The 18,855-nt window shown below is 53.4% G+C and carries 17 protein-coding genes and 1 riboswitch; of the genes, 11 read left to right on the top strand and 6 right to left on the bottom strand.

The window, feature by feature from the left end; genetic code table 11:
* Positions 1-3: 3 nt before the first annotated feature.
* The 3 genes from V5G20_RS25305 to V5G20_RS25295 form a co-directional block, all read right to left on the bottom strand.
* Positions 4-942 carry an AAA family ATPase gene (locus tag V5G20_RS25305; RefSeq protein ID WP_003389857.1) on the bottom strand — a complete coding sequence of 313 codons (939 nt, stop codon included), beginning with the start codon at positions 940-942 and terminating at the stop codon, positions 4-6.
* Positions 943-1,054: 112 nt separating this feature from the next.
* The gene (locus V5G20_RS25300; RefSeq protein WP_003389856.1) at positions 1,055-2,284 is read right to left on the bottom strand and encodes an MFS transporter; all 1,230 of its coding nucleotides are present in this window, start codon (positions 2,282-2,284) and stop codon (positions 1,055-1,057) included.
* Positions 2,281-3,333 carry a metalloregulator ArsR/SmtB family transcription factor gene (locus V5G20_RS25295; protein WP_338462675.1) on the bottom strand — a complete coding sequence of 351 codons (1,053 nt, stop codon included), beginning with the start codon at positions 3,331-3,333 and terminating at the stop codon, positions 2,281-2,283. The genes V5G20_RS25300 and V5G20_RS25295 overlap by 4 nt, the downstream gene beginning before the upstream one ends.
* Before the next feature lie 257 nt (positions 3,334-3,590).
* On the opposite strand from V5G20_RS25295, the gene V5G20_RS25290 reads away from it, so the two are divergent.
* The 9 genes from V5G20_RS25290 (at position 3,591) to V5G20_RS25250 (ending at position 12,466) form a co-directional block, all read left to right on the top strand.
* On the top strand, positions 3,591-5,150 hold the full coding sequence (locus V5G20_RS25290; protein ID WP_039070406.1) for a sensor histidine kinase: 1,560 nt from the start codon (positions 3,591-3,593) through the stop codon (positions 5,148-5,150).
* On the top strand, positions 5,143-5,766 hold the full coding sequence (locus V5G20_RS25285) for a response regulator (protein ID WP_227277765.1): 624 nt from the start codon (positions 5,143-5,145) through the stop codon (positions 5,764-5,766). Before V5G20_RS25290 ends, V5G20_RS25285 begins: the two co-directional genes overlap by 8 nt.
* 45 nt (positions 5,767-5,811) lie before the next feature.
* On the top strand, positions 5,812-6,966 hold the full coding sequence (locus V5G20_RS25280) for an HD-GYP domain-containing protein (protein WP_051925502.1): 1,155 nt from the start codon (positions 5,812-5,814) through the stop codon (positions 6,964-6,966).
* Between the two features lie 468 nt (positions 6,967-7,434).
* Complete coding sequence (locus V5G20_RS25275; protein WP_003389850.1) at positions 7,435-7,980, top strand: signal peptidase I; 546 nt, start codon at positions 7,435-7,437, stop codon at positions 7,978-7,980.
* Positions 7,977-9,248, top strand: coding sequence for a right-handed parallel beta-helix repeat-containing protein (locus tag V5G20_RS25270; protein WP_122958064.1), 1,272 nt, complete (start codon positions 7,977-7,979; stop codon positions 9,246-9,248). Before V5G20_RS25275 ends, V5G20_RS25270 begins: the two co-directional genes overlap by 4 nt.
* Entirely contained in the window at positions 9,241-9,891 is a 651-nt protein-coding gene (locus tag V5G20_RS25265) for a hypothetical protein (RefSeq protein WP_122958063.1), read from the top strand. Before V5G20_RS25270 ends, V5G20_RS25265 begins: the two co-directional genes overlap by 8 nt.
* 12 nt (positions 9,892-9,903) lie before the next feature.
* On the top strand, positions 9,904-10,905 hold the full coding sequence (locus tag V5G20_RS25260) for a hypothetical protein (protein WP_338462668.1): 1,002 nt from the start codon (positions 9,904-9,906) through the stop codon (positions 10,903-10,905).
* 312 nt (positions 10,906-11,217) lie between these two features.
* Positions 11,218-11,757: a signal peptidase I gene (locus tag V5G20_RS25255; protein ID WP_003389846.1), complete on the top strand. Its 540-nt coding sequence runs from the start codon at positions 11,218-11,220 to the stop codon at positions 11,755-11,757.
* A 100-nt stretch (positions 11,758-11,857) separates the two neighbouring features.
* Positions 11,858-12,466, top strand: a complete 609-nt coding sequence (locus tag V5G20_RS25250) for a TasA family protein (protein ID WP_003389845.1) — start codon at positions 11,858-11,860, stop codon at positions 12,464-12,466.
* 62 nt (positions 12,467-12,528) lie between these two features.
* Here the strand turns inward: V5G20_RS25250 and V5G20_RS25245 are convergent, their stop codons facing one another.
* Both V5G20_RS25245 and V5G20_RS25240 read right to left on the bottom strand, forming a co-directional pair.
* Positions 12,529-13,728 carry an MFS transporter gene (locus V5G20_RS25245; RefSeq protein ID WP_024983352.1) on the bottom strand — a complete coding sequence of 400 codons (1,200 nt, stop codon included), beginning with the start codon at positions 13,726-13,728 and terminating at the stop codon, positions 12,529-12,531.
* A gap of 69 nt (positions 13,729-13,797) precedes the next feature.
* On the bottom strand, positions 13,798-14,283 hold the full coding sequence (locus tag V5G20_RS25240; protein ID WP_227277770.1) for a MarR family transcriptional regulator: 486 nt from the start codon (positions 14,281-14,283) through the stop codon (positions 13,798-13,800).
* 226 nt (positions 14,284-14,509) lie between these two features.
* Here V5G20_RS25240 and V5G20_RS25235 point away from each other — a divergent pair, with 226 nt between their 5' ends.
* Positions 14,510-15,016 (top strand): GNAT family N-acetyltransferase, encoded by a 507-nt coding sequence (locus V5G20_RS25235; RefSeq protein ID WP_003389842.1) that lies wholly within the window; start codon positions 14,510-14,512, stop codon positions 15,014-15,016.
* 133 nt (positions 15,017-15,149) lie between these two features.
* Here V5G20_RS25235 and V5G20_RS25230 read toward each other — a convergent pair whose 3' ends face one another.
* Positions 15,150-16,451, bottom strand: coding sequence for a homocysteine synthase (locus V5G20_RS25230; RefSeq protein ID WP_338462665.1), 1,302 nt, complete (start codon positions 16,449-16,451; stop codon positions 15,150-15,152).
* An 81-nt stretch (positions 16,452-16,532) separates the two neighbouring features.
* Positions 16,533-16,637: riboswitch (SAM riboswitch) on the bottom strand.
* A 482-nt stretch (positions 16,638-17,119) separates the two neighbouring features.
* Between V5G20_RS25230 and V5G20_RS25225 the strand changes: the two genes are divergently transcribed.
* Positions 17,120-18,265, top strand: a complete 1,146-nt coding sequence (locus V5G20_RS25225) for an IS4 family transposase (RefSeq protein ID WP_025845287.1) — start codon at positions 17,120-17,122, stop codon at positions 18,263-18,265.
* Positions 18,266-18,855 lie beyond the last annotated feature (590 nt).

The following is an 18,855-nucleotide window of genomic DNA, read 5'->3' as shown; positions in this document are numbered from 1 at the left end:
GCTTTAGACGCCCTCTTCGACCGGCGCGTGGACTTCCCGGAGGATTTCCTGGATGATTTCCTGTTCGGTGACGTGCAGCTCCGCTTCCATCGACAGACGGATGCGATGGACCGCCAGGGGAGGAAATACTTGTTTGACGTCATCTGGAAGGACATAGCTGCGGCCGTCGAGCAGGGCAGCGGCCTGGGCGGAGCGCAGGAGCGCGAGCATGGCGCGCGGACTGAGTCCCACTTCCACTGAGCGGTGATTCCGGGTCGCTTCCGTCAGGTCGATGACGTATTCTTCGACAGCGGGACTGACGTGGATGGCCGTCGTCTCCCGCTGCAAGGCCGCGATCTCGTCGGGGCTGACGACAGCATGCACCTGTTCCAGCGGAGACTGGCCGCGAAAACGCCGCAGAATTTCACGCGCATCCTCTCTGCTTCCGTATCCGAGCGCCAGACGGAACAAAAAGCGGTCCAGCTGCGCCTCCGGAAGCGGATATGTACCCTCGGATTCAATCGGGTTTTGGGTCGCGATCACCAGCAGCGAGGACGGCAGCGGCAGGGTCACGCCCTCGATAGTCACTTGACGCTCTTCCATGCATTCCAACAGACCGGATTGTGTACGGGGCGTCGCCCGGTTGATTTCGTCCGCCAAAAGCACATCGGCAAAAACGGGTCCGCGGCGCAGCTCAAATTCATTGGTGCGGGGGTTGAACACATGCAGACCGACGACGTCCGAAGGCAAAAGGTCTGCGGTAAACTGCACGCGGTTGTAGGTGCCGCCAATCGCTTGGGCCAACGTTTTGGCCAGAACAGTCTTGCCCATCCCGGGCAGGTCCTCCAGCAGGACATGGCCGCGTGCGAGCATAGCCGTCAAAAGGAGTCGAACCTGATCCTCCTTGCCTACGATCACTCTGTTTATTGTATCCAGCAAAGATTCCAGCTTTGGATGTGTCATTCTCAGAAAAACCCCTTTTTTATCCGATGTTTTTGCAAAAAAACAACTCGTCATCCATTATACAATAAAGTATCCTGATATCGCCAAATTTTCATAAAATTTTATAGATTGATCAAGGGGTGTTGACTGTTCTCTCGCATTGTCCGGCTTCGAGCAGGCGGGCCCGGAGAGGCAGCAGCACAGTGGCGATCACGATCAAAAGTCCCATACCTGCATAGACGAAGCGAATCCCCGCCTGTTCCCCCAGCAGTCCGCCCAGCCAGACGCCGAGCGGCATCGTGACGCGAATAATCAGCAGGCGGACAGAGAGCACACGTCCCAGCAGTTGCCGGGGAACCCTTGTCTGGTACAGGCTGGTGTTGTGCACATGGAAAAAGGGAGCTGTGATGCCGGCGATGATTTCGATGCATACGGCGAGCCAGATCGAGTGGACCAGTGCCAGCGCGACAAAGCTTGTGCCGCCCAGGAGCAGGGAGAGCATCATGATGACAGAACGCGGCCACCGTTTGGACAAGGTTGGAACCAGCATCGAACCAAAGGCGTAGCCCAGCGGGAAGCCAGCCAATAACAGACCGGCGTGGGAAGCTGTTCCATGCAGCTCGTCCACCACATAAGGCAAGGTCAGCACCATCTGGACCCCCACGGCGAACTGGACAAATGACAGCAGCACTCCGAGACGCAAAAGCAGCGGCTCTTTGCCAAAAAAACGAAGACCCTCGGCAAACATCGAGATCCAGGCCTCCCGCTTCGCCCGTTCACTGACAGACCTGCTCTGGCAAAAAGCCAAAAGAGTGCCGCTTGCGGCAAAGGCGGCCGCAGTCAGAGCGAGTGCTGCCGTACCGCCGAAAATGCCGATCAAAAGCCCGCCGAGCGACGGGCCGCCGACCATCGCCAGACGCAAGGTGCCGTCAAGCGTGGCATTGGCCCGGGTCAACGCCTCCGGCTTTACGACAGAGGGCAGGAGCGACAGGCTGGCAGGGACGTACAACGGTTGAACCAGGCCGTTTACCAAAGACGTGAGGTAGACAGGCCAGACTCCGCCCAAGCCCGTCAGCGCAGCCGCAAAGCTGCACGCAAACGCTGCGCTTCTCGCCAATTGGGAAACTATCATGACTCGCTTCGGGTCCCAGCGGTCCAGATACGGTCCGATAAACAACTGTACGGCGAGCGAGGGGAGAAAGTACAAAAGCCACATGCTGCCCACTGCTGCGGGAGAACCGGTCGCCTCCAGCAGAAGCCAGCTGTTTGCCAGCGTTCCCAGGCTCGCCCCCATTTCGGAGACGGCTTGTCCCGAGACAATCAGCCAAAATGAAGGGTTCGCCCCCAGCTTCCAAGACCTCATCGGCTGCAGTCCTTGTCCAGATATTCCGACAGGAAAAGCGAGAACTGGTCGACATGAGTCCGCCGAAGCTGGTATTTGGAGGCGTCCATTTCGATCAAGCGGGCCGAGCGGAGCATGGAGAGATGGTGGTGGAGCGTCGACTTCGCCATGTCCATCCGTACCGCCAGCTCCTGCAGGCTGTGAGCGCGCTCTGCCAGATGCTTGACGATGCGCAGGCGATGTTCATCGCCCAATGCCTTGCAGGCCTGAACGAGCAGATGCGGCGGCTGGTACGGATCGACCTGCTCTGCCATGTTTTCGTCTGCGACCGGGTAATAAAACACCTTGGTGTCGGGAGCGTCAGCCTGGATCGTCCACGGACGGTACAGCGTATGGGGAACCAGCAGGACGCGAGCGACGGAAGGCTCGGGCTCGTATTTTCCCCCTGTCGCCCATTCGACGAGCGCTTCCGGAGAGAGCTTTTGCTGCATGGCGCGCTTCTGATCGCAGTCGCGCTGCAAGAGACTGTCCAGCTCCGTTTCTTGCGGGCGTACGTGGATGCTGTACCAGCCACGGAAAAGCGTTATCAAATGGCGTCGCAATTCATTTGCATCCACCTCGGAGACATGGGAGATGTACGCGGGGAAAAACTTGTGGCCCGCACAAGCCTGCAGGAGTTCTGCCACTGCTAGGCGGTTTCCTGTTGACGCAAGATAGCGCGCATCCTCGCGTTCTCTCCCGAGGTAGGGCAATGCTTCCAGACGAAGCTGCTGTCCGGGCAATCCTTCCAGATAGGAAAGGAATGCAGCGAGATCGGGAAAAGGGCGAGCATGCAGCAGTTGCAAAAGCGTTTTCCAAGTATGATGCCGCTGCGCGTCGTACAGTTCTGTTTGAACGTCAGGCGGGAGAGCGGCGATCATCGCCAGCCAATGCTCCCTCGGCTTTTCCAGAGTAGGATGGATTTCATCATAAGTAGCAGCCGCGATCCCCAAGGCTGCTTCGAACAGAGGAGAAGAATGCAGTGTCACCTGATAGCTGCTGCGGCCATAGCTCATATCCAAAAGCTTCATCGAATGGACATCCTTTCCGAATCGTAGTTGTTTATATTCTATATTTACCGAATGAATTGTTCAATAAAAACCGAATACCGAAATTTGGCCGGATCTTTTTCGTCGAATCTGTAAGGTTCCGTCGAAAAGGCTGGAAATATCAGCAGCTGTTCGACATTTTACACTTGTTGTAAATGACTGGAAACTGGGATACGATTAGGTCGTCTGCATCATATCAGTCGATATTTACTCTGACGAAGCTTTTGAGGGTAATCGGAATGAACCAATTGTTAAAAGAAATTCGTCTGATGCTGTATCTTTTGCAGTGGGTCTTGTTTCTCTCCTTTTTTTCCTTCTACATGCAGTCGTCAGCCAATCACGACACGTTTTATTTTCTCCTTTTGGGGCTGGTTGTCGTCTATGCAGGGGTGCTCTGGTACGCGCTCCCCCGGAAGTCGTGGTTCTTTCTGGGATTGGTCGATCTGGGAGTGGCGCTGCTGTTTATCGTCCTGACAGGAAAGTCGAACAGTCCGTTCATGCTGTATGCCTATACAACGCTGCTTTGGCTGACGGCTGTTTTGCGATTGGAACAGTTTCTCCTGGTCGCCGCCCTTTTTCTCCTCGCTTACTTCGTTCTTCAAGCATGGATACCTCACGATTTGCTGCTGCCGCAACCCTATCTCGATCACCTTCGCTTGCTGCTTGACATATTGCTTTGGATCAGCCTGTCTTATTGGGTCTTTACGATGATCAAACAACTGAAAGGGGCCTATTCCAAATGTTTGCAAATATATCTGTTTATGAGACGGATGTCGGAGAAGGAGCAGAATATCTATCTTACTAATGAGGCGGAAAAGACGGTCAAACGGATGTTTCGCGCGGAAAACGCCTATTTATGTCTGTTTGAGGAGCGGGAAGGAGATGGGAACTGGCGGAGAGACTACTTTGTTCAGCGCTTGCTCGATCTGGGAGCGGAAGGGCTGGAGCATTTGACCCTTTTGCCTTTGCATGACTTTACAGGCAGAGAAGACACGTATGCTTGCATGCCGCTTAGGCAGGACGGCCGTTCCGTGGGATGCCTGTTGTTTTCGGTTTCGCCCAAACGGCAAGTGAGCCGCTATGAATGCCTTCTGCTGCGGATGATGGCTGTCGTCATTTGCCAGCACGTGAAGCAAAATCGCGTCCGCTATGAAATGGCGCGTTCCCTCCATCGGGAAATGCGGCGAAAGCTGGCCCAGGATATGCATGACGGGCTGGCGCAACAACTGTTTTTCCTGTCTGCCCAATTGTTTCAAATCAAGCAGACGCTGCCTCCGGAGGCGAGGGAGAGCTCTCTGGAAAGGCTGCAGCAGATGGAGGAGCGAATCCAGTGGTGTCATAGCGAGGTCCGCGAGTACATTACACACCTGCGGGATGCCCGGCCGACGCAAAGGATAACCGAGGCTGTCCAGCAATTGCTGAAAAGAATTACGGTGGGGACCGGGCTTGACGTGGATTTTGTGACGCGCGGCAGGCTGGGAGAGGAACCTCTGCCGATCCTCGATGCGATTTACCGACTGGTGGAGGAGGCTTCGGCCAATGTAGTGAAACACGCCGCCGCGTCCCGTCTGGAGGTGACCGTCGAGGCGTCCTCCCTGCAAATCACAGTGCGCATCAAGGACGACGGGATCGGTTTTTTGCCGGAAGAAAAGGCCGACCTGAAGAACAGCTACGGGCTTCTGGGGATGAGAGAGCGGATTGCTGAAGTGGGTGGGACCTTGCACATTCAATCCAGACCGAATGAAGGAACCGAAATTGTGGCGATTGTACCGAAAAAGGGAGTGGAAATGTATGGATAAGGTAAGATTGCTGCTGGCGGACGACCACCGGATCGTCCGGGAGGGCCTGAAAATGATCCTGGAGAGTTCGCCCCGATATACAGTGGTTGAGGAAGCCAATAACGGAGACGAACTCGTGGCAAAGGCGATGAGCAGCAAGCCGGACTTGATCATATCCGATCTGAAAATGCCGGGCATCTCCGTAATCGACAGCTGCAAATCGATGAAGGAGAAGCTGCCTGAGCTGAAAGTGATGATTTTGACTGCCTATGATGAAAGCGAGGACGTTTTTCGGGCATTGGACTCCCATGTAGACGGGTACGTCATGAAGGACACGGGACCAGAGCAAATCCTTCACACCATGGACATGGTCATGATGGGCTATTCCTGCTTTCAATCCAAGCTCCAGCGGAAACGCAAGGAAGAGGCCGATGTCGTATTTACAGAGCGGGAGCAAGAGATTTTTGAATTGATTGTCGAAAATCTCAGCAATCAGGAAATCGCTCACCGGCTATACATATCAGAGGCGACCGTCAAAACCCATGTCAGCAGCATTCTCAGAAAGACGGGCCAGCCCAATCGATCGCAAGCGGTGTTGTACGGTTTGAAAAAAGGCATGGTCAGGGTGCCGCGGTAGATAAGCAAATAAAGCCGATTGTAAAAACGGTAAAGAGGGTCTTACATGGAACTGCGAAAGAGGAAAGGAAATCATACCGAATTTCTGGCGGACAGGATGTTTTATTGGCTGGCTGTGCTGGTCACGGTCGATGCGCTGATTGCAGTGCTTCTGGCAGTAACCAATGCCATCTCTTCTCCATGGGTACATGTTATGGGCTTGGTCATCGGTGGAGCGGTATCCTGGACCGTCTACCTGCTGCACAAGCGCTATGTGCTGCCGGACGCCAGATCACCGCACGTGTCCGCTTTTCTCGTCATCGCCTTGCTGTTGTTTCTTTGTCTGTCCAACCGGCAGTATGATGCGGGATTGTGGAACATTTTTCTGATTTATCCGCTGTATCTCACATTCTTTCACAACCGGATGTTGCTGCTTATATGGGGAACCGTGAGCTGTTTGATCTACGCTTTTTCACTCGGTGTAAAACTGGAGCAAGCTGCCGCGATGGATGTGTTTGCCCACCTTTCGCTCGCGGCTGGAAGCGGCATCTGCGCTTGGCTCGGGTACTACTCCCTGAACAGATGGGTCGGCGGTGCCAGGCGGGCGGCAGACGAGAGGAAACGCGAATACGCGATGACCCTGCTAAACGAGCTTGTGCCCACGGTCGAGCGAAAAACGCGGATCAGCTCCCGGGAGATCGAGCAGATGGGCAGGCTGATCAAGCGGATGCTCCGCGAGTTTCCAGAGGAAAAGGTAAGCGACTGGGAGGTGAATTTGCTGTCCCTCCTGCATTACGTCAGCCGGATCAAGTGGCCTGATTATGTATTTGAAAAGGAAGGCAAGCTGACCACTTACGAATATCAGGTCATTCAGGAGCACTGCTTCATCGGGACGGAGCTGTTCAAGGACGATCCGGCCTGTCAGCGCGTGGTTGCTGCGTTGCATTCGCATCATGAGCGCTACGATGGCACCGGTTACCCCACTCAATTGAAGGCGAATGAAATTCCAGTGCTCGCACAGGCTTTAGGGATTGTGGAATGCTATCTGGCCATGACCACCTTCCGGTCCTATCGCGAGCCGCTAACGGTGGAGGAAGCCTGCGAGCAAATCCGCCTGATGGCAGGAACGGTATACGATGAGCGTGTGGTTTGCGCTTTTTCGCGCTCGATACAGATGCCCCTTCCCGTCACCGTTTCCAATGTCCCGCCGATGGTTGGCTAAATCTCCGCCTGAAGGATAGGAGAAAACAGCCTGAAGCCTGATGCAGATGGTATAAATAAATGGTAATCATAACGTATGAACTGTCGGTCAGGAGGGAAGGCAAGTGTGGCAGAAGAAATGCGGGAAATGCCAAAAGCGATCGTATAGCAGCGCAGAACGGTACGAATGGATCTGCCCCTATTGCGGCAAAGACCTTTCCCGTATCCGTGCCGCTCCGGCCACCCTCTCGTATGTTCCCATTCGTCCTGTGCAGCCGCCCCGAAAAATAGAAGAAATTGAACTGACAGCTTGCCGAACACTCCCCGAGAGGTGAGATCTGCAAGCTTTTTTGTTTCCCTCATCCTTCAGTCTGAGATCGTCTCATCCCGGCGAATAAAAATCTTCCTCCCAATGTGTATGCGCAGTCCTTCCGGCGATGGAAGATGGGCCCCTGACTTCCGCGTAAAATGAAAAAAAGAGGTGATCGGCGTGGCAGCTCGCTGGGGAAAGAGAAGCGGTATTTTTATCCTGATCGTCTTTGTCATCCTCAATCTTTTTTTGTTCGCAACCAGCCGCTTAAACGATGACCGCATGCCGGGGATCGGCAGCTGGCGGGTGCTTTCTGTGCTTACGGGAAGCATGTCCCCCGCGATAAATGCCGGCGATATGGTCATCGTTCGCAGGTACGGGGAAGAGCAGCCGCGCGTGGGCGATATCATTACGTACTGGCAAGAGCAAAATGGCCTTTCCCTTACGACTCACCGCATCGTGCATCGAATGGAAAACGGTTATCTGCAAACGAAAGGAGACGCCAATCAAGGTGAGGATGGAGGGTGGACCGATCCGGACCGCGTTGTCGGCAAAGTGGTCGTCACCATTCCGTACGCGGCTGCAGTCCAGGAGGGACTTCGGAAGCCGCCTGTCTTGCTCGCCGCATTGGCTGCCTTTATCGTGGCTTTGGCGTATTCGCATCGGAAGGGCCAGAGTCGGTCGAAGCGTACGCAAACTGAGACAATTGAGGGGGAACTTTCATGAAGTGGGAACAGGTCAAAAATTGGCCGTGGAAGCGAATCGCGATGGGGACGGCTGTTCTGACTTCCATCGTAGCCAGTACCAGCTTTGGCACGTACGCCTACTTTACGAGCCAAGTGGAAGATTCCAGTACATTTGCGGCAGGAAAGCTGGAAATTTCCCTCGGAGAGACGAAAGCCAGGTTTCAAGCCGCCGACGATCAGCCGTTTTTGCCCGGAGTCCGGTTTGAAAAGACGCTGACGGTCCACAATCAGAGTGATGTCCCGGTGAAATACGCGCTTTTGGCTGAGAAGGAAGGCGGAGACGACATCGTGTACGATCGGCTGGTCGTGGAAGTGCGAAGGGAAAATGAAGGCGGCGAGCTGCTTTACCACGGGCGGGTCAGCCAGCTTACTTTGGCCAATGTGATCATTCCGGAGCTGCCCAAGGATGCCAGCGACGATCTGCATTTTTCCGTATACCTTCCGGAGAGCACGGGAAATGAAGTGCAGCAGAAGTCGGCCGATGTGACCTTTGGTTTCCTGGCTACCCAGCAGGATAATGGCCATTACTTTGCTCAGGGCGGTCCTGTCATGACGTTCACACCGCAGGATTTGAACGGCACCAAGCTGGTGGAAACGCTGCGGATGGCCAGCAAGGAAGCGGAAAAGGACAGCGTGACGGGATTGACCTTTATCCTCGAAGAAGGAAGCTACGATCTTTCCGACATGAAGCTGCCGGAAAAGGTGACGTGGAAAGCGGCTCCCGGCAAGGAAGGCAAGGTCGTCGTCCGGGCAGATGAGCTGCAGGTGAGCAACGCCGCTTTTGAAGGCATTCGCTTTGAAGGCAGCGGGACAGGCTTGTACGTCGGCTCCAACGTCAGCTTCAGCGGCTGCACGTTTGACGGCCGGTTCGACGCGGCAATCCGGACGATGCCCGATCTGAGCGGAGAGAAGACGCTGGAGGGGCTGACGGTAAAAGACAGCACATTTGCCGGAGCCGAGGCAGCGATCTTGCTGGATCAGACGATCAAAGGGGCATTCATCGCAAACAATTCGTTTTCGGGCGTTCAACACGCTGTGGTCGTAGCAAACGACCGGGAGACCGAAGTGCAGATCGTCGGCAATGACTTTGCCAACGTAAATAAATACGCAGTGGACAGCGGCGGCGTTCAAGTGGGCGATGGCATTGAAGGATTCAAGGAGACAAGCGAGGAGAACGGGGATGCGAAGAAACTTGCCCTCCATCTGTTCAAGGCAGACCTCTACCTGGAAGACAACAAATATGATTGAGCGGCGAAGCGGACAAAGACCCAAAAAGGAACGCCTGCGGCTTGCCGAACAGTGGGCAGGCGGTATTTTTCTGCTGGGGCTGACCGCCTCGCTTTGGGTACAGCCAGCCGGCACCTATAGCTGGATGTGGAAGGGGGTCAAAGATACAGGCAACCAATTTGCCATCGGGCTTTTGGACATTACAAGCAGCGTGTTTGGCGAAAAGTGGCGGGTGATTGAAGGGGGCAACCAGGCAGTCGACTTGTTCCGGATGATCCCGGGAGACGCCCGCCAGCTGGAGGCGACCCTTTCCAGCGGAGAGAGCGATCTGGAATTTATCTACAAGATTGTGGCTGAGGTGAAGGAAGCGGGCAAGCCGGAAGACGTGCAGAAGCTGGAAGAAGTTCTGCGCATCCGGATTGAAAGCGGCGGCAGCGTCATTTATGACGGGCTGGTCCGGGGGCTGCATCAGGAGCAGCCCGGGCTGAAGCATGTGAACGGAACGGAAGAGCATTTCTCTCCCCATCAGCGAAGCAAGACGTTTGCGATCACCGTCTATTTGCCAAAGGAAGGCGTAGATCACAGCTTTCAAGCGCTGAAGGGGAACCTGGAAATACGCTTCCTGGCCAAACAGGCCACGCTGGATGCCATTTTTGCGGAATAGGGGGGACGAATGGTGAAAAAGCTGGTGTCGGGCCTCATGGCTTTCGCATTGATCTTCGCGCTCCTCCCCCTCGAAGGTACAGTTGCCTTTTTGACCAGTGAGAAAAAGCAGACAGTCCCTGTCAGTCTGGGAACCAATGAAGACGTCTTTACAACGGAAACGGAAGCGATTCGCCTCGTGACAGAGGTGGAGAAGCACGTAACGATTACCAGAGTAAAGACGGAAGCAGGAAAAAGCACGGAGGAACGCGATGTAGACATTAGCATCGACGAGGGCACCTTTACGCTCGTATTCAAGCCGCAGCGTCCGCATCTCGATCTGGACGTGGAAAATCTGAAAGTGACGGGTGAGCCGGAGGGGCGCCTCGAGATCAGCCGGGAAGGCGGCGGGAACGGCATCGAGTTTCGCATCGGCCATATACGGGATCAAGTCAAGCGCGAACATGAAACACTGGAAGGGGAACTGCACATAACAGCCTTGGGCGGTTTTTACCGGCACGTGATTCCGTTGACGGTCGTTACGGAATACAAGGAAAGCTCGAGTGTCGTGGAGGTGAGCCCGCCACCTCCGCTCGCCAAACCTGGACCGGGGACTGGCACGCCGGGCTCTCCGCCGCCGGGGACGGAAACCCCTGTACCGCCTCCGCCGGGTGCAGGGGGAGAAGCACCGAAGCCGCCGGGAGCAGGAGGAGAAATTCCGCAACCGCCGGGGGCGGGTGGAGAAGCACCGAAGCCGCCGGGAGCAGGAGGAGAAATTCCGCAGCCGCCGGGAGCAGGAGGAGAAATTCCGCAACCGCCGGGAGCAGGAGGAGAAGCACCTCAGCCGCCGGGAGCAGGGGGAGAAATTCCGCAGCCACCGGACACAGGAGAAGAACCTCAGTCTCCGAGCACAGGGGAAAAGACGCCGCAGCCTCCAGGCGGAGAAGGCGAGGATCAGCCGCCTCCGAGCCCGGGAGAAGACAATACTCCGCCGTCGAACCAAGACGGCGAGAGTCTGCCAGCCTCGACAGGCTGAGTGCTTTAGCAGCGTGCATTCAAACAAAGTGTAAACGGATCAAACAGAAACGGATCAAACAAGACCGGCGGGTCACCACTCGCTGGTTTTTTCATGCCAAAAGTCGTTTCCGTCGTTCCACTGCACCATGAAAAGCTGAGATAAGGTCATCCCTCGGTATGAAAATGCAGCCATACTTTCCGGTGCTTCGGATCATCCCGGACAGTCAGGAAGTTCACCCTGACGCAGGAAGATGGGAAAACGGAAAATCCGTAAGATGAGAACTGTGAACGGCATACAGCCGAACGCCAAGGAAAGCGGGGAGATCATCCAGTGGTCCTGTTGAAAAAGTGCATATCCATTCTGACGAGTCTGTTTTTAATCGCGGTCATCGCCATCACGGGTCTTCTCTTCGTCAGCAAGATAAACGGAGGGAAAACGGTTCTGTTCGGCAACCAGATCATGGTCGTGCTCAGCGGATCGATGGCTCCCGCCTTCAACACGGGAAGCATCGTCGCGGTAAAGCCGGTCGACTTCAAGGAGGTCAAAGAAAAGGACATCATTACCTTCAAGGACCCGGAAGGCCTCACGATTACGCACCGCGTCATCGAGAAACGCGATGGCCAGTTGATTACCAAGGGCGACGCCAACGACGGAAAGGACACAGCCCCGGTCACGCCAGACCGGTTTATCGGCAAAGTGCAGTACTCCGTTCCGCTCATCGGTTACTTTATCGAGTTTGCCAGATCGGGACTCGGCATGCTGCTGATGCTGGGCTTGCCCGGACTCTACCTGATCGTCAGCCAGGTCTGGAAGCTCTTGCGAATGATCAAGGAAGAGGAAGCGAAAACGGCGGCAAAGCCGCAGCCGTAAATCACCCTCGCGGTGATACCTTGGGGGCTGATAGCAGTTCTTTCTGGTATCAGGCTTCAAGTCATCATAAATATCATGAATGCGTGGGAGGAAGAAAAACATGAGCTTGAAAAAGCAATTTGCGGTAACCTTGGCATCCGTAGGACTTGGCGCGGCACTGATCGGCGGAGGCACCTTCGCATGGTTCAATGCCACAAGCGAAATCAAGGACAATACGTTTGCCGCCGGTAAAATGGAAATCGGCGCAACACCAGCCGAGTCCGTCTTCCAAGTGGAAAACATGAAGCCCGGTGATTGGTTTGAAAGAACATTTGACATCACCAACACAGGGACTATCGACATCAATAAACTGCTGATGAGCGTAGATTACACGGTAGCCGACAAAAACGGCGACAACGGCTCTGATGATCTCGACAATCACCTGAAGGTTTACTGGCTGTCCAGCGCAGATCCGAGCATCCCGATCTCCGAGCGGGTCATCGTCCATCCGCTGAACGGCAAATCGCTGAAGGAATTGAAAGACAGCGGTCAAGTGGATATCAGCAGTTGGGCTACCAAGCTCCTCACGCTGCCGCCTGACACGACAGACCGCATTTACATGGGTATTGAATTCGCAGATGACGGCAATGATCAAAACCGCTTCCAGGAAGACAGCGTAAACCTGACGCTGAAGCTGGAAGGCAAGCAAACAGCCGGCGAGCCGAAATAATTGGTTGGCTGCCGCAAAAAGAAATCCTCACTCAAAGACGAGTGGGGATTTTTTGGCAAGTACTACTGGCCGGGACGGACGACATTTGAAGCGGTGTGGAAACGAATCCAGCCAACCCATGCAGAGACGGCGATAAACAGCCCGGCAAAGCCAAATTCCAGCCAGCTGTCCCCCAGCTTGAACAGGAAGGCGCCGATTACCGGGCCCGCCGCCATCCCTATGTAGCGGACAAAATTGTAGCAGCCGATGGCTGTAGCCCGTTCATTGAGGAAAGCCTCGGACAAAAGCGTCGTATGCAAAGGCATGCCGATCCCCAGCGTCAAAACGTACGCCATGCTGCCGAAAATCAGGGCGGTCAGCGATATGTTGGCCAGCAGCATGAAGAGAACGGTGGCAGCGGCATTCGCGATGGCGGTCATCAACAAAGCGCGCTCAAGCCTGAAGCGCTTCAACAGAAGACGGCTCATTTTGCTGCTTGCAATGAATACGAGCGAAATGCACAGAAACAATACGCCGATCTCATTCGGATCCAGTCCAAAGGAGTGAGTGGCCTGCACAGGCAGGAACACGAGGAAACTGTAATAGGTGAACATTTGCGCAAAAGCGATAAAAATGATCGCTCCTCCCACTGGATGGGTCAAAATAGAGGCAAACGGTCGCCCCTCTTTTTTCGTCGCCAACAAGCCGGACGGCCTGGTTTCCGGGAGCAGCCAGGCGTTGGCGCCAAAAAGAATCAGCGAGCTGACAGCGAGAAACAGAAAAATGACCGGATGTCCGCCAAGTCCCCCCAGCCAGCCGCCCAGCAGCGGCCCAAGCGCCGGGCCCAATCCCAGCATCATTTGATAGGTGCCCATCGCTTCTGCTCTTTTTGCCCCCTCAAACAGGTCCCCGATGACCGTCGCAGCTGCGATCGGAATCGCGGCAAAGCCGATACCCTGGAGCGCCCGGAAGAACAGTAAATAGGCAAGAGAAGGGGCATAAGCGCAGCCGATGGAGGCGGCCACAAACAGGAGCAGGGCAGGAAGCAGGACTCTCCGGCGGCCGAGGCGGTCAACCAGAGGGCCGTACACGAGCTGCATCACGGCAAGCATCAGCGTAAAAACGGAAACGGTCAGATTGATCGCAAAAGCGGAAGCATGGAAGGTTTGCTGCATATCGGTCAAAATCGGCAAGAATAGATTTTGGGCAAAGGTACCGATTAAAATCGTAATCCCCAGCAGGTATAAAATAGTAGACGAGCCAACCGTTTGTTTTTGTATCATGGTTGTTTTCCTCCTTTTTTGTTTCCGTGGAAACAATATGTTCAAAAGTAATGCGACGAAGATCGAATGTCATTCATCGCGTTGTTTTTGATCAGCCAGTTCCAGTGCATCCTGCAGCAAGCGGTGCAAAAAGGCGAGCTCCTCTGCGGTGTACCGCCCCAGAAACGCCTTCCACTCGCTGCTGATGTTTTGATGCTGCTGCTCATGGATGGAGAAAACCGCTTCTCCCTGTCGTGAAAGCCGAAAATAGACTTCCTTTTGATTGCCGTGAAGCTGGTAGCGCGTGATGAGTCCTTTTGTGAGCAGCTTTGCCGTGATTTTGGAAACAGCGCTTTTCGTCACCCCGATTTTTTGAGAGATCGCCGTCACGTTTGCATCGCCGCCGAGACCGATGCATTGAATCACGTGCAGCTCGGTGAGGCTCAAATTTTTGCATGGCGCACAGTCGGGAGCAAGTCGGTTGATTTCATCGAGCAATCGGTCGTGTCTCTGTTTTCTTCGCTCCTCCTGCTTATGAGACAGAACGAGAATTTGCTGGAAGATGCTTTCCTTCACATCCAATGTCGAGCAGCCTCCTCCTCAGTATTGTTTCCAAGGAAACAATACCAATGTACCACAAGCTTCGGTAGCATTGCAAGCAAGCCGACGAAATTGTCGTTCTGACAGAGTCTGTTAACATACGTCGTCTGTTAAAAGTACATCGCTTGTTGTAAGAAAGATTACCCACAGCGTATAGTAGAAAGAATAGATTGGCCAAAACCAGCAGTTGGGGGTGTCTGCTATGTTTCGTGAAGTAGAGGTTGAAGAATGCAATCGCATTGCCGAGCATGTTGAGAGGCTTTCGGAGATTTTGGTAAAGGTTGTCGAGGATGGTGCGTCTGTCGGTTTTCTCCCGCCGATGGAGCAGGCAGAGGCAAGGCGGTACTGGGAGAACGTATTGCAGCCCGGGGTCATTCTGCTTGTGGCCAAAATCAACAATGAGATTGTCGGAAGCGTCCAGTTGCATGCATCCACGAAGCAAAACGGCAGACACAGGGCGGAAATCGCCAAACTGATGGCCCATCCGGATTATCGCCGCAAGGGAATCGGCCGCAGATTGATGCAAGCAGCGGAGGCGAGGGCGAAGCAGGCGGGGCGGACGCTCCTTGTTCTCGACACGAGAGAAGGAGATCCTTCCAACCTGCTCTATGCCTCACTCGGATATAAGGAAGCGGGCCGCATCCCTGACTACGCCAGATCGGCGGATGGGGAATTGCATGCAACTGTTTTTTACTATAAATCTATTTGAGCTCACCTTGGCCCCTCTGCCAAGGAAAAGGAAAAAGGGAAGACCATCGTCCGCGTCATTCGCGACAGAGGGTCGTCCCTTTTGCTATGGCGGGTTCAGGAAAAAGGCTGTTCCCGGCTCGTTAAATGTTCAGCTACACCTTGCTGACCGCTACCGCCGCATGGAGTGCCTGCTCCAGATCAGCGATGATGTCGTCGATGGCTTCCGTACCGACGGAAATGCGGATCATGCCAGGGGTCACACCGGCAGCAAGCTGCTCGGATTTGTTCATTTGCTGATGAGTGGTGCTAGCCGGGTGGATGATGAGCGACTTGGAATCGCCGACGTTTGCCAAATGGGAGAACAGCTTCACCGACTCGATCAGCTTTTTGCCCTCGGCAACACCGCCGCGAATGCCAAAGGTGAGGATTGCTCCCGCTCCTTTCGGCAGGTACTTTTTCGCGAGTTCGTGGTAAGGACTGTCCTCCAGGCCAGGGTAGTTGACCCACTCGACCGCGGGATGCTGCTGAAGATAGCGGGCTACCGCCAATGCGTTTTGGCTGTGGCGTTCAATCCGCAGGTGAAGCGTCTCCAGCCCTTGCAGGAACAAAAAGGAATTGAAAGGAGCCACGGCCGCGCCGATATCGCGCTGGAGCTGCACGCGCGCTTTGATAATGTAGGCAAGCGGTCCGACAGCCTCCGTGTAGACGACGCCGTGGTAGCTCGGGTCCGGTGTGGTCAACCCGGGGAACTTTCCGTTGTTCCAGTCAAACTTGCCGGAATCGACGACGATTCCTCCGATCGCGGTGCCGTGTCCGCCAATAAACTTGGTCGTGGAGTGAACGACAATATCGGCACCGTAGTCAAACGGTCGGCAAAGCAGCGGCGTGGCAAACGTATTGTCTACGATCAGCGGAACTCCGTTTTCGTGGGCGATGGCCGCAATCGCTTCGATATCGGCGACGTCAATTCGCGGATTTCCGATTGTTTCGGTGAAAAGAGCTTTCGTATTTTCGTTGATCTTGGCCCGGAAATTCTCCGGATCGGACGGATCGACGAAATGAACCTTGATCCCCAGTCTGCCCAGTGTATGGGCAAACAGATTGTAGGTGCCGCCGTACAGGTTGCTGGAGGAGACGATCTCGTCACCCGCCTGGGCGATGTTCAGGATGGCGAATGTAATCGCAGCCTGGCCGGACGAAGTGGCAAGTGCCCCGACCCCGCCCTCCAAAAGGGCAACGCGCTGTTCAAATACATCCTGCGTCGGATTCATGATCCGCGTGTAAATGTTGCCTGGCTCCTTGAGGCCAAACAGGTTGGCCGCATGCTCCGTATCGCGGAACACATAGGACGTCGTCTGGTAGATCGGCACTGCTCGCGATCCTGTCACAGGATCGACGGATTGGCCGCCGTGCAGGGCAAGGGTTTCCGGTTTCCACTGTTGCTGGTCTGACATGGGCATCTCTTCCTCTCGTCAAAAGATATAAAGAAAACGAAGCCTTCTCCTGAGAGGGGAAGGCTTCGGACATGCCGGGCGGTTTCATCTCTCAGAATCAGCGATTCTGCAGGATTTGGCACCATGCGTCCTTGCGCAGGTTGCCGGGTTTCATCGGGCCTGTCCCTCCACCACTCTTGATGAAATGTTTGCAATTTTCTTATAGCGCTTATTTGGTATTATAAGGGGACAATTTCGGAAGGTCAATCAAATTTCCGACTAAATGGGTGGTTTTTCTTTGATTTCGAGAGCGCTGCTATCGTATGGTCTTTTCTCTGCATCTGGAGGGTGGGGAGGAGCTGTTTCGGGTGGTGTACGCTCTTGGGCTTTTTGTTTTTCCTCACAGCAACAATAAGGAGGAAAGGAAAGAGCCATGGAAAATGAGTTTGCAGTAGGCTGGGAAACCTTGTCCTTGATCAATGCGGGACTGGCGCAAGGAAAAAATCGGAGCGGAAGCACAGGCCTCCGGCTTTTTTTATTGCTTTGAATATCACTAGCGTTGCATTAATCTTTTCCCATCATTCAAAATACACATAATCTTTGGTATTTGGTTGTCTAGGGAACAAAAAAATCCTTTACACTGGAAAGGTCAGGTAGTTCCTGTCCAAATCCAACGCAAAGGATAGCTCATGGACAAGAATACCCTATTTTCTTCATTTGGTAAATGGGTTGCACCCATCAATATTATGAAACTTCAACAACGAATTGACGAAACGGATCAAGACAAGTACGTGAAGAAGCTGACGACAAAAGCGTATCTTCTCCTATTTTTACATGCCCAACTTCAGCAACGCGAAGGGCTTCGAGCCATTGCTGACGATGTTCTATCAAAGAAATTTCAGCAAGAATTAGGACTGTCATCGATCAGCCCCGCACAGCTTAGTCGAAAAAACAATCGGGTAGAACCTGCTTTGCTTGAAGAAGTTTTTGTCGACCTTGTCCAGCAAATTCAACGCGTTTCTGGAAAAGCCTGCTCTCTTCGAAAACACATAAAGATCATTGATTCCACTACAATTGGATTATGTTTGCAAAAGTATAAGTGGGCAACCTTTCGCGAAACAAAGGCAGGAATCAAAATTCATCTTCGTCTCGTTTTCGCAAGCCAGGAGGATGTCTATCCTGAAAAGATTTCCCTAACTTGTGCCAAATCCAATGACCGCACCCAAATGGAGTCGCTGATTGATGAGATCGGAGCCATGTACGTCTTTGATCGAGGGTACGTGGATTATGAAAAGTTCGATGAGTATACCGATCAGGGCATCTTTTTTGCTTCACGTCTCAAGGATAACGCGGAAACTCGTCATTTGTATACTTTCAAAGTACCACCAGAAAGCTCCGTTTTATCCGACTCCATGATCCTTCTTGGAACGCCACAAAAACGGGTGGATAATGTGTTACGACTGATTGAAACGCATGATTCGAAAGGAAATCGTATTCGAATCATCACCAATCGGTTCGACTTAGAAGCAGAAGAATTGAGCGACATCTACCGTTGGCGCTGGCAAATAGAACTGTTTTTCAAATGGATGAAACAACACGCAAAGATCAAGACGTTCTATGGAACAAGTGAAAATGCGGTCTGGAATCAAGTTTTTCTCGCTCTCATTGCTTACTGCTTGTTGCTTCTTGTAAAGCTGGAAAGAAACAGTCAGCACAGTCTGCTGCAAATCAGTAGATGGCTCAAAGTGTTTCTCTGGCAGACCTTTGAACAATGGATAGGCAGAATGGATTACCAATCCAAACGAACATCCAGAGGGCGACAGAAAAGGAAGTAAGTGTTGTTTGTTGTTGTCGATGTTGTAATAAATGTATAAAACTACCAAATGGATAGTGGCTACCTTTTGCTTGGCTGTTCTCGTTTTTGGTTGTAAAGTTGAAAATGTCATTCAGAATAATTTGACAATAGATGGATTCATTTTTTATGCAACGCTAATGTTTGAATATATTCAGTTGATTTTGGCGAATCCGTTACTGCAAGGTTCCTGTTCGAAGTGGGCGCCCTAGTGATGGATGCTTTTCCTTGCGCATTTTTGCACCGGTCGATGGCTGCGTACGGGCCATAACGAGAGGCAGGTATAGGTATACATATGCACAATATCCTGTGTTGAGGCTAGGGAGTAGCTCCCCTGGCCTATTGGTGTTGTTCTCGTGAAGATGGCCTGCATAGCTCTTGTCTTTTCATGATATCTTCAACCCTAACACGAAGGTCCCTGATAAATTTGTCGTTTTCTTCCTTCTCTTTTTCCAGTTCCTCAGAATAATGCGGTAGCTGAGTTTTGGAGGGGAACATGACTAATTCACCTTTATTCCTCACTTTTTTCCCCTCACGTCGATCAATTATTCCACGCCAATCCCTTACCTGTTC

The sequence above is a fragment of the Brevibacillus borstelensis genome, assembly GCF_036700025.1.
GTDB classification, from domain to species: Bacteria; Bacillota; Bacilli; order Brevibacillales; family Brevibacillaceae; genus Brevibacillus; species Brevibacillus borstelensis.
Note: the sequence above shows the minus strand (reverse complement) of the source record. Positions and strands in the feature narration are given on the sequence as shown.

What these genes read in the sequence shown, in the direction of transcription:
- V5G20_RS25225 (WP_025845287.1), top strand. Translation starts at nt 17,120, where the DNA reads ATGGACAAGAATACCCTATTTTCTTCATTTGGTAAATGGGTTGCACCC.
- V5G20_RS25300 (WP_003389856.1), bottom strand. Translation starts at nt 2,284, where the DNA reads ATGAGGTCTTGGAAGCTGGGGGCGAACCCTTCATTTTGGCTGATTGTC.
- V5G20_RS25265 (WP_122958063.1), top strand. Translation starts at nt 9,241, where the DNA reads ATGATTGAGCGGCGAAGCGGACAAAGACCCAAAAAGGAACGCCTGCGG.
- V5G20_RS25230 (WP_338462665.1), bottom strand. Translation starts at nt 16,451, where the DNA reads ATGTCAGACCAGCAACAGTGGAAACCGGAAACCCTTGCCCTGCACGGC.
- V5G20_RS25235 (WP_003389842.1), top strand. Translation starts at nt 14,510, where the DNA reads ATGTTTCGTGAAGTAGAGGTTGAAGAATGCAATCGCATTGCCGAGCAT.
- V5G20_RS25305 (WP_003389857.1), bottom strand. Translation starts at nt 942, where the DNA reads ATGACACATCCAAAGCTGGAATCTTTGCTGGATACAATAAACAGAGTG.
- V5G20_RS25290 (WP_039070406.1), top strand. Translation starts at nt 3,591, where the DNA reads ATGAACCAATTGTTAAAAGAAATTCGTCTGATGCTGTATCTTTTGCAG.
- V5G20_RS25285 (WP_227277765.1), top strand. Translation starts at nt 5,143, where the DNA reads ATGGATAAGGTAAGATTGCTGCTGGCGGACGACCACCGGATCGTCCGG.
- V5G20_RS25270 (WP_122958064.1), top strand. Translation starts at nt 7,977, where the DNA reads ATGAAGTGGGAACAGGTCAAAAATTGGCCGTGGAAGCGAATCGCGATG.
- V5G20_RS25250 (WP_003389845.1), top strand. Translation starts at nt 11,858, where the DNA reads ATGAGCTTGAAAAAGCAATTTGCGGTAACCTTGGCATCCGTAGGACTT.
- V5G20_RS25245 (WP_024983352.1), bottom strand. Translation starts at nt 13,728, where the DNA reads ATGATACAAAAACAAACGGTTGGCTCGTCTACTATTTTATACCTGCTG.
- V5G20_RS25280 (WP_051925502.1), top strand. Translation starts at nt 5,812, where the DNA reads ATGGAACTGCGAAAGAGGAAAGGAAATCATACCGAATTTCTGGCGGAC.
- V5G20_RS25295 (WP_338462675.1), bottom strand. Translation starts at nt 3,333, where the DNA reads ATGAAGCTTTTGGATATGAGCTATGGCCGCAGCAGCTATCAGGTGACA.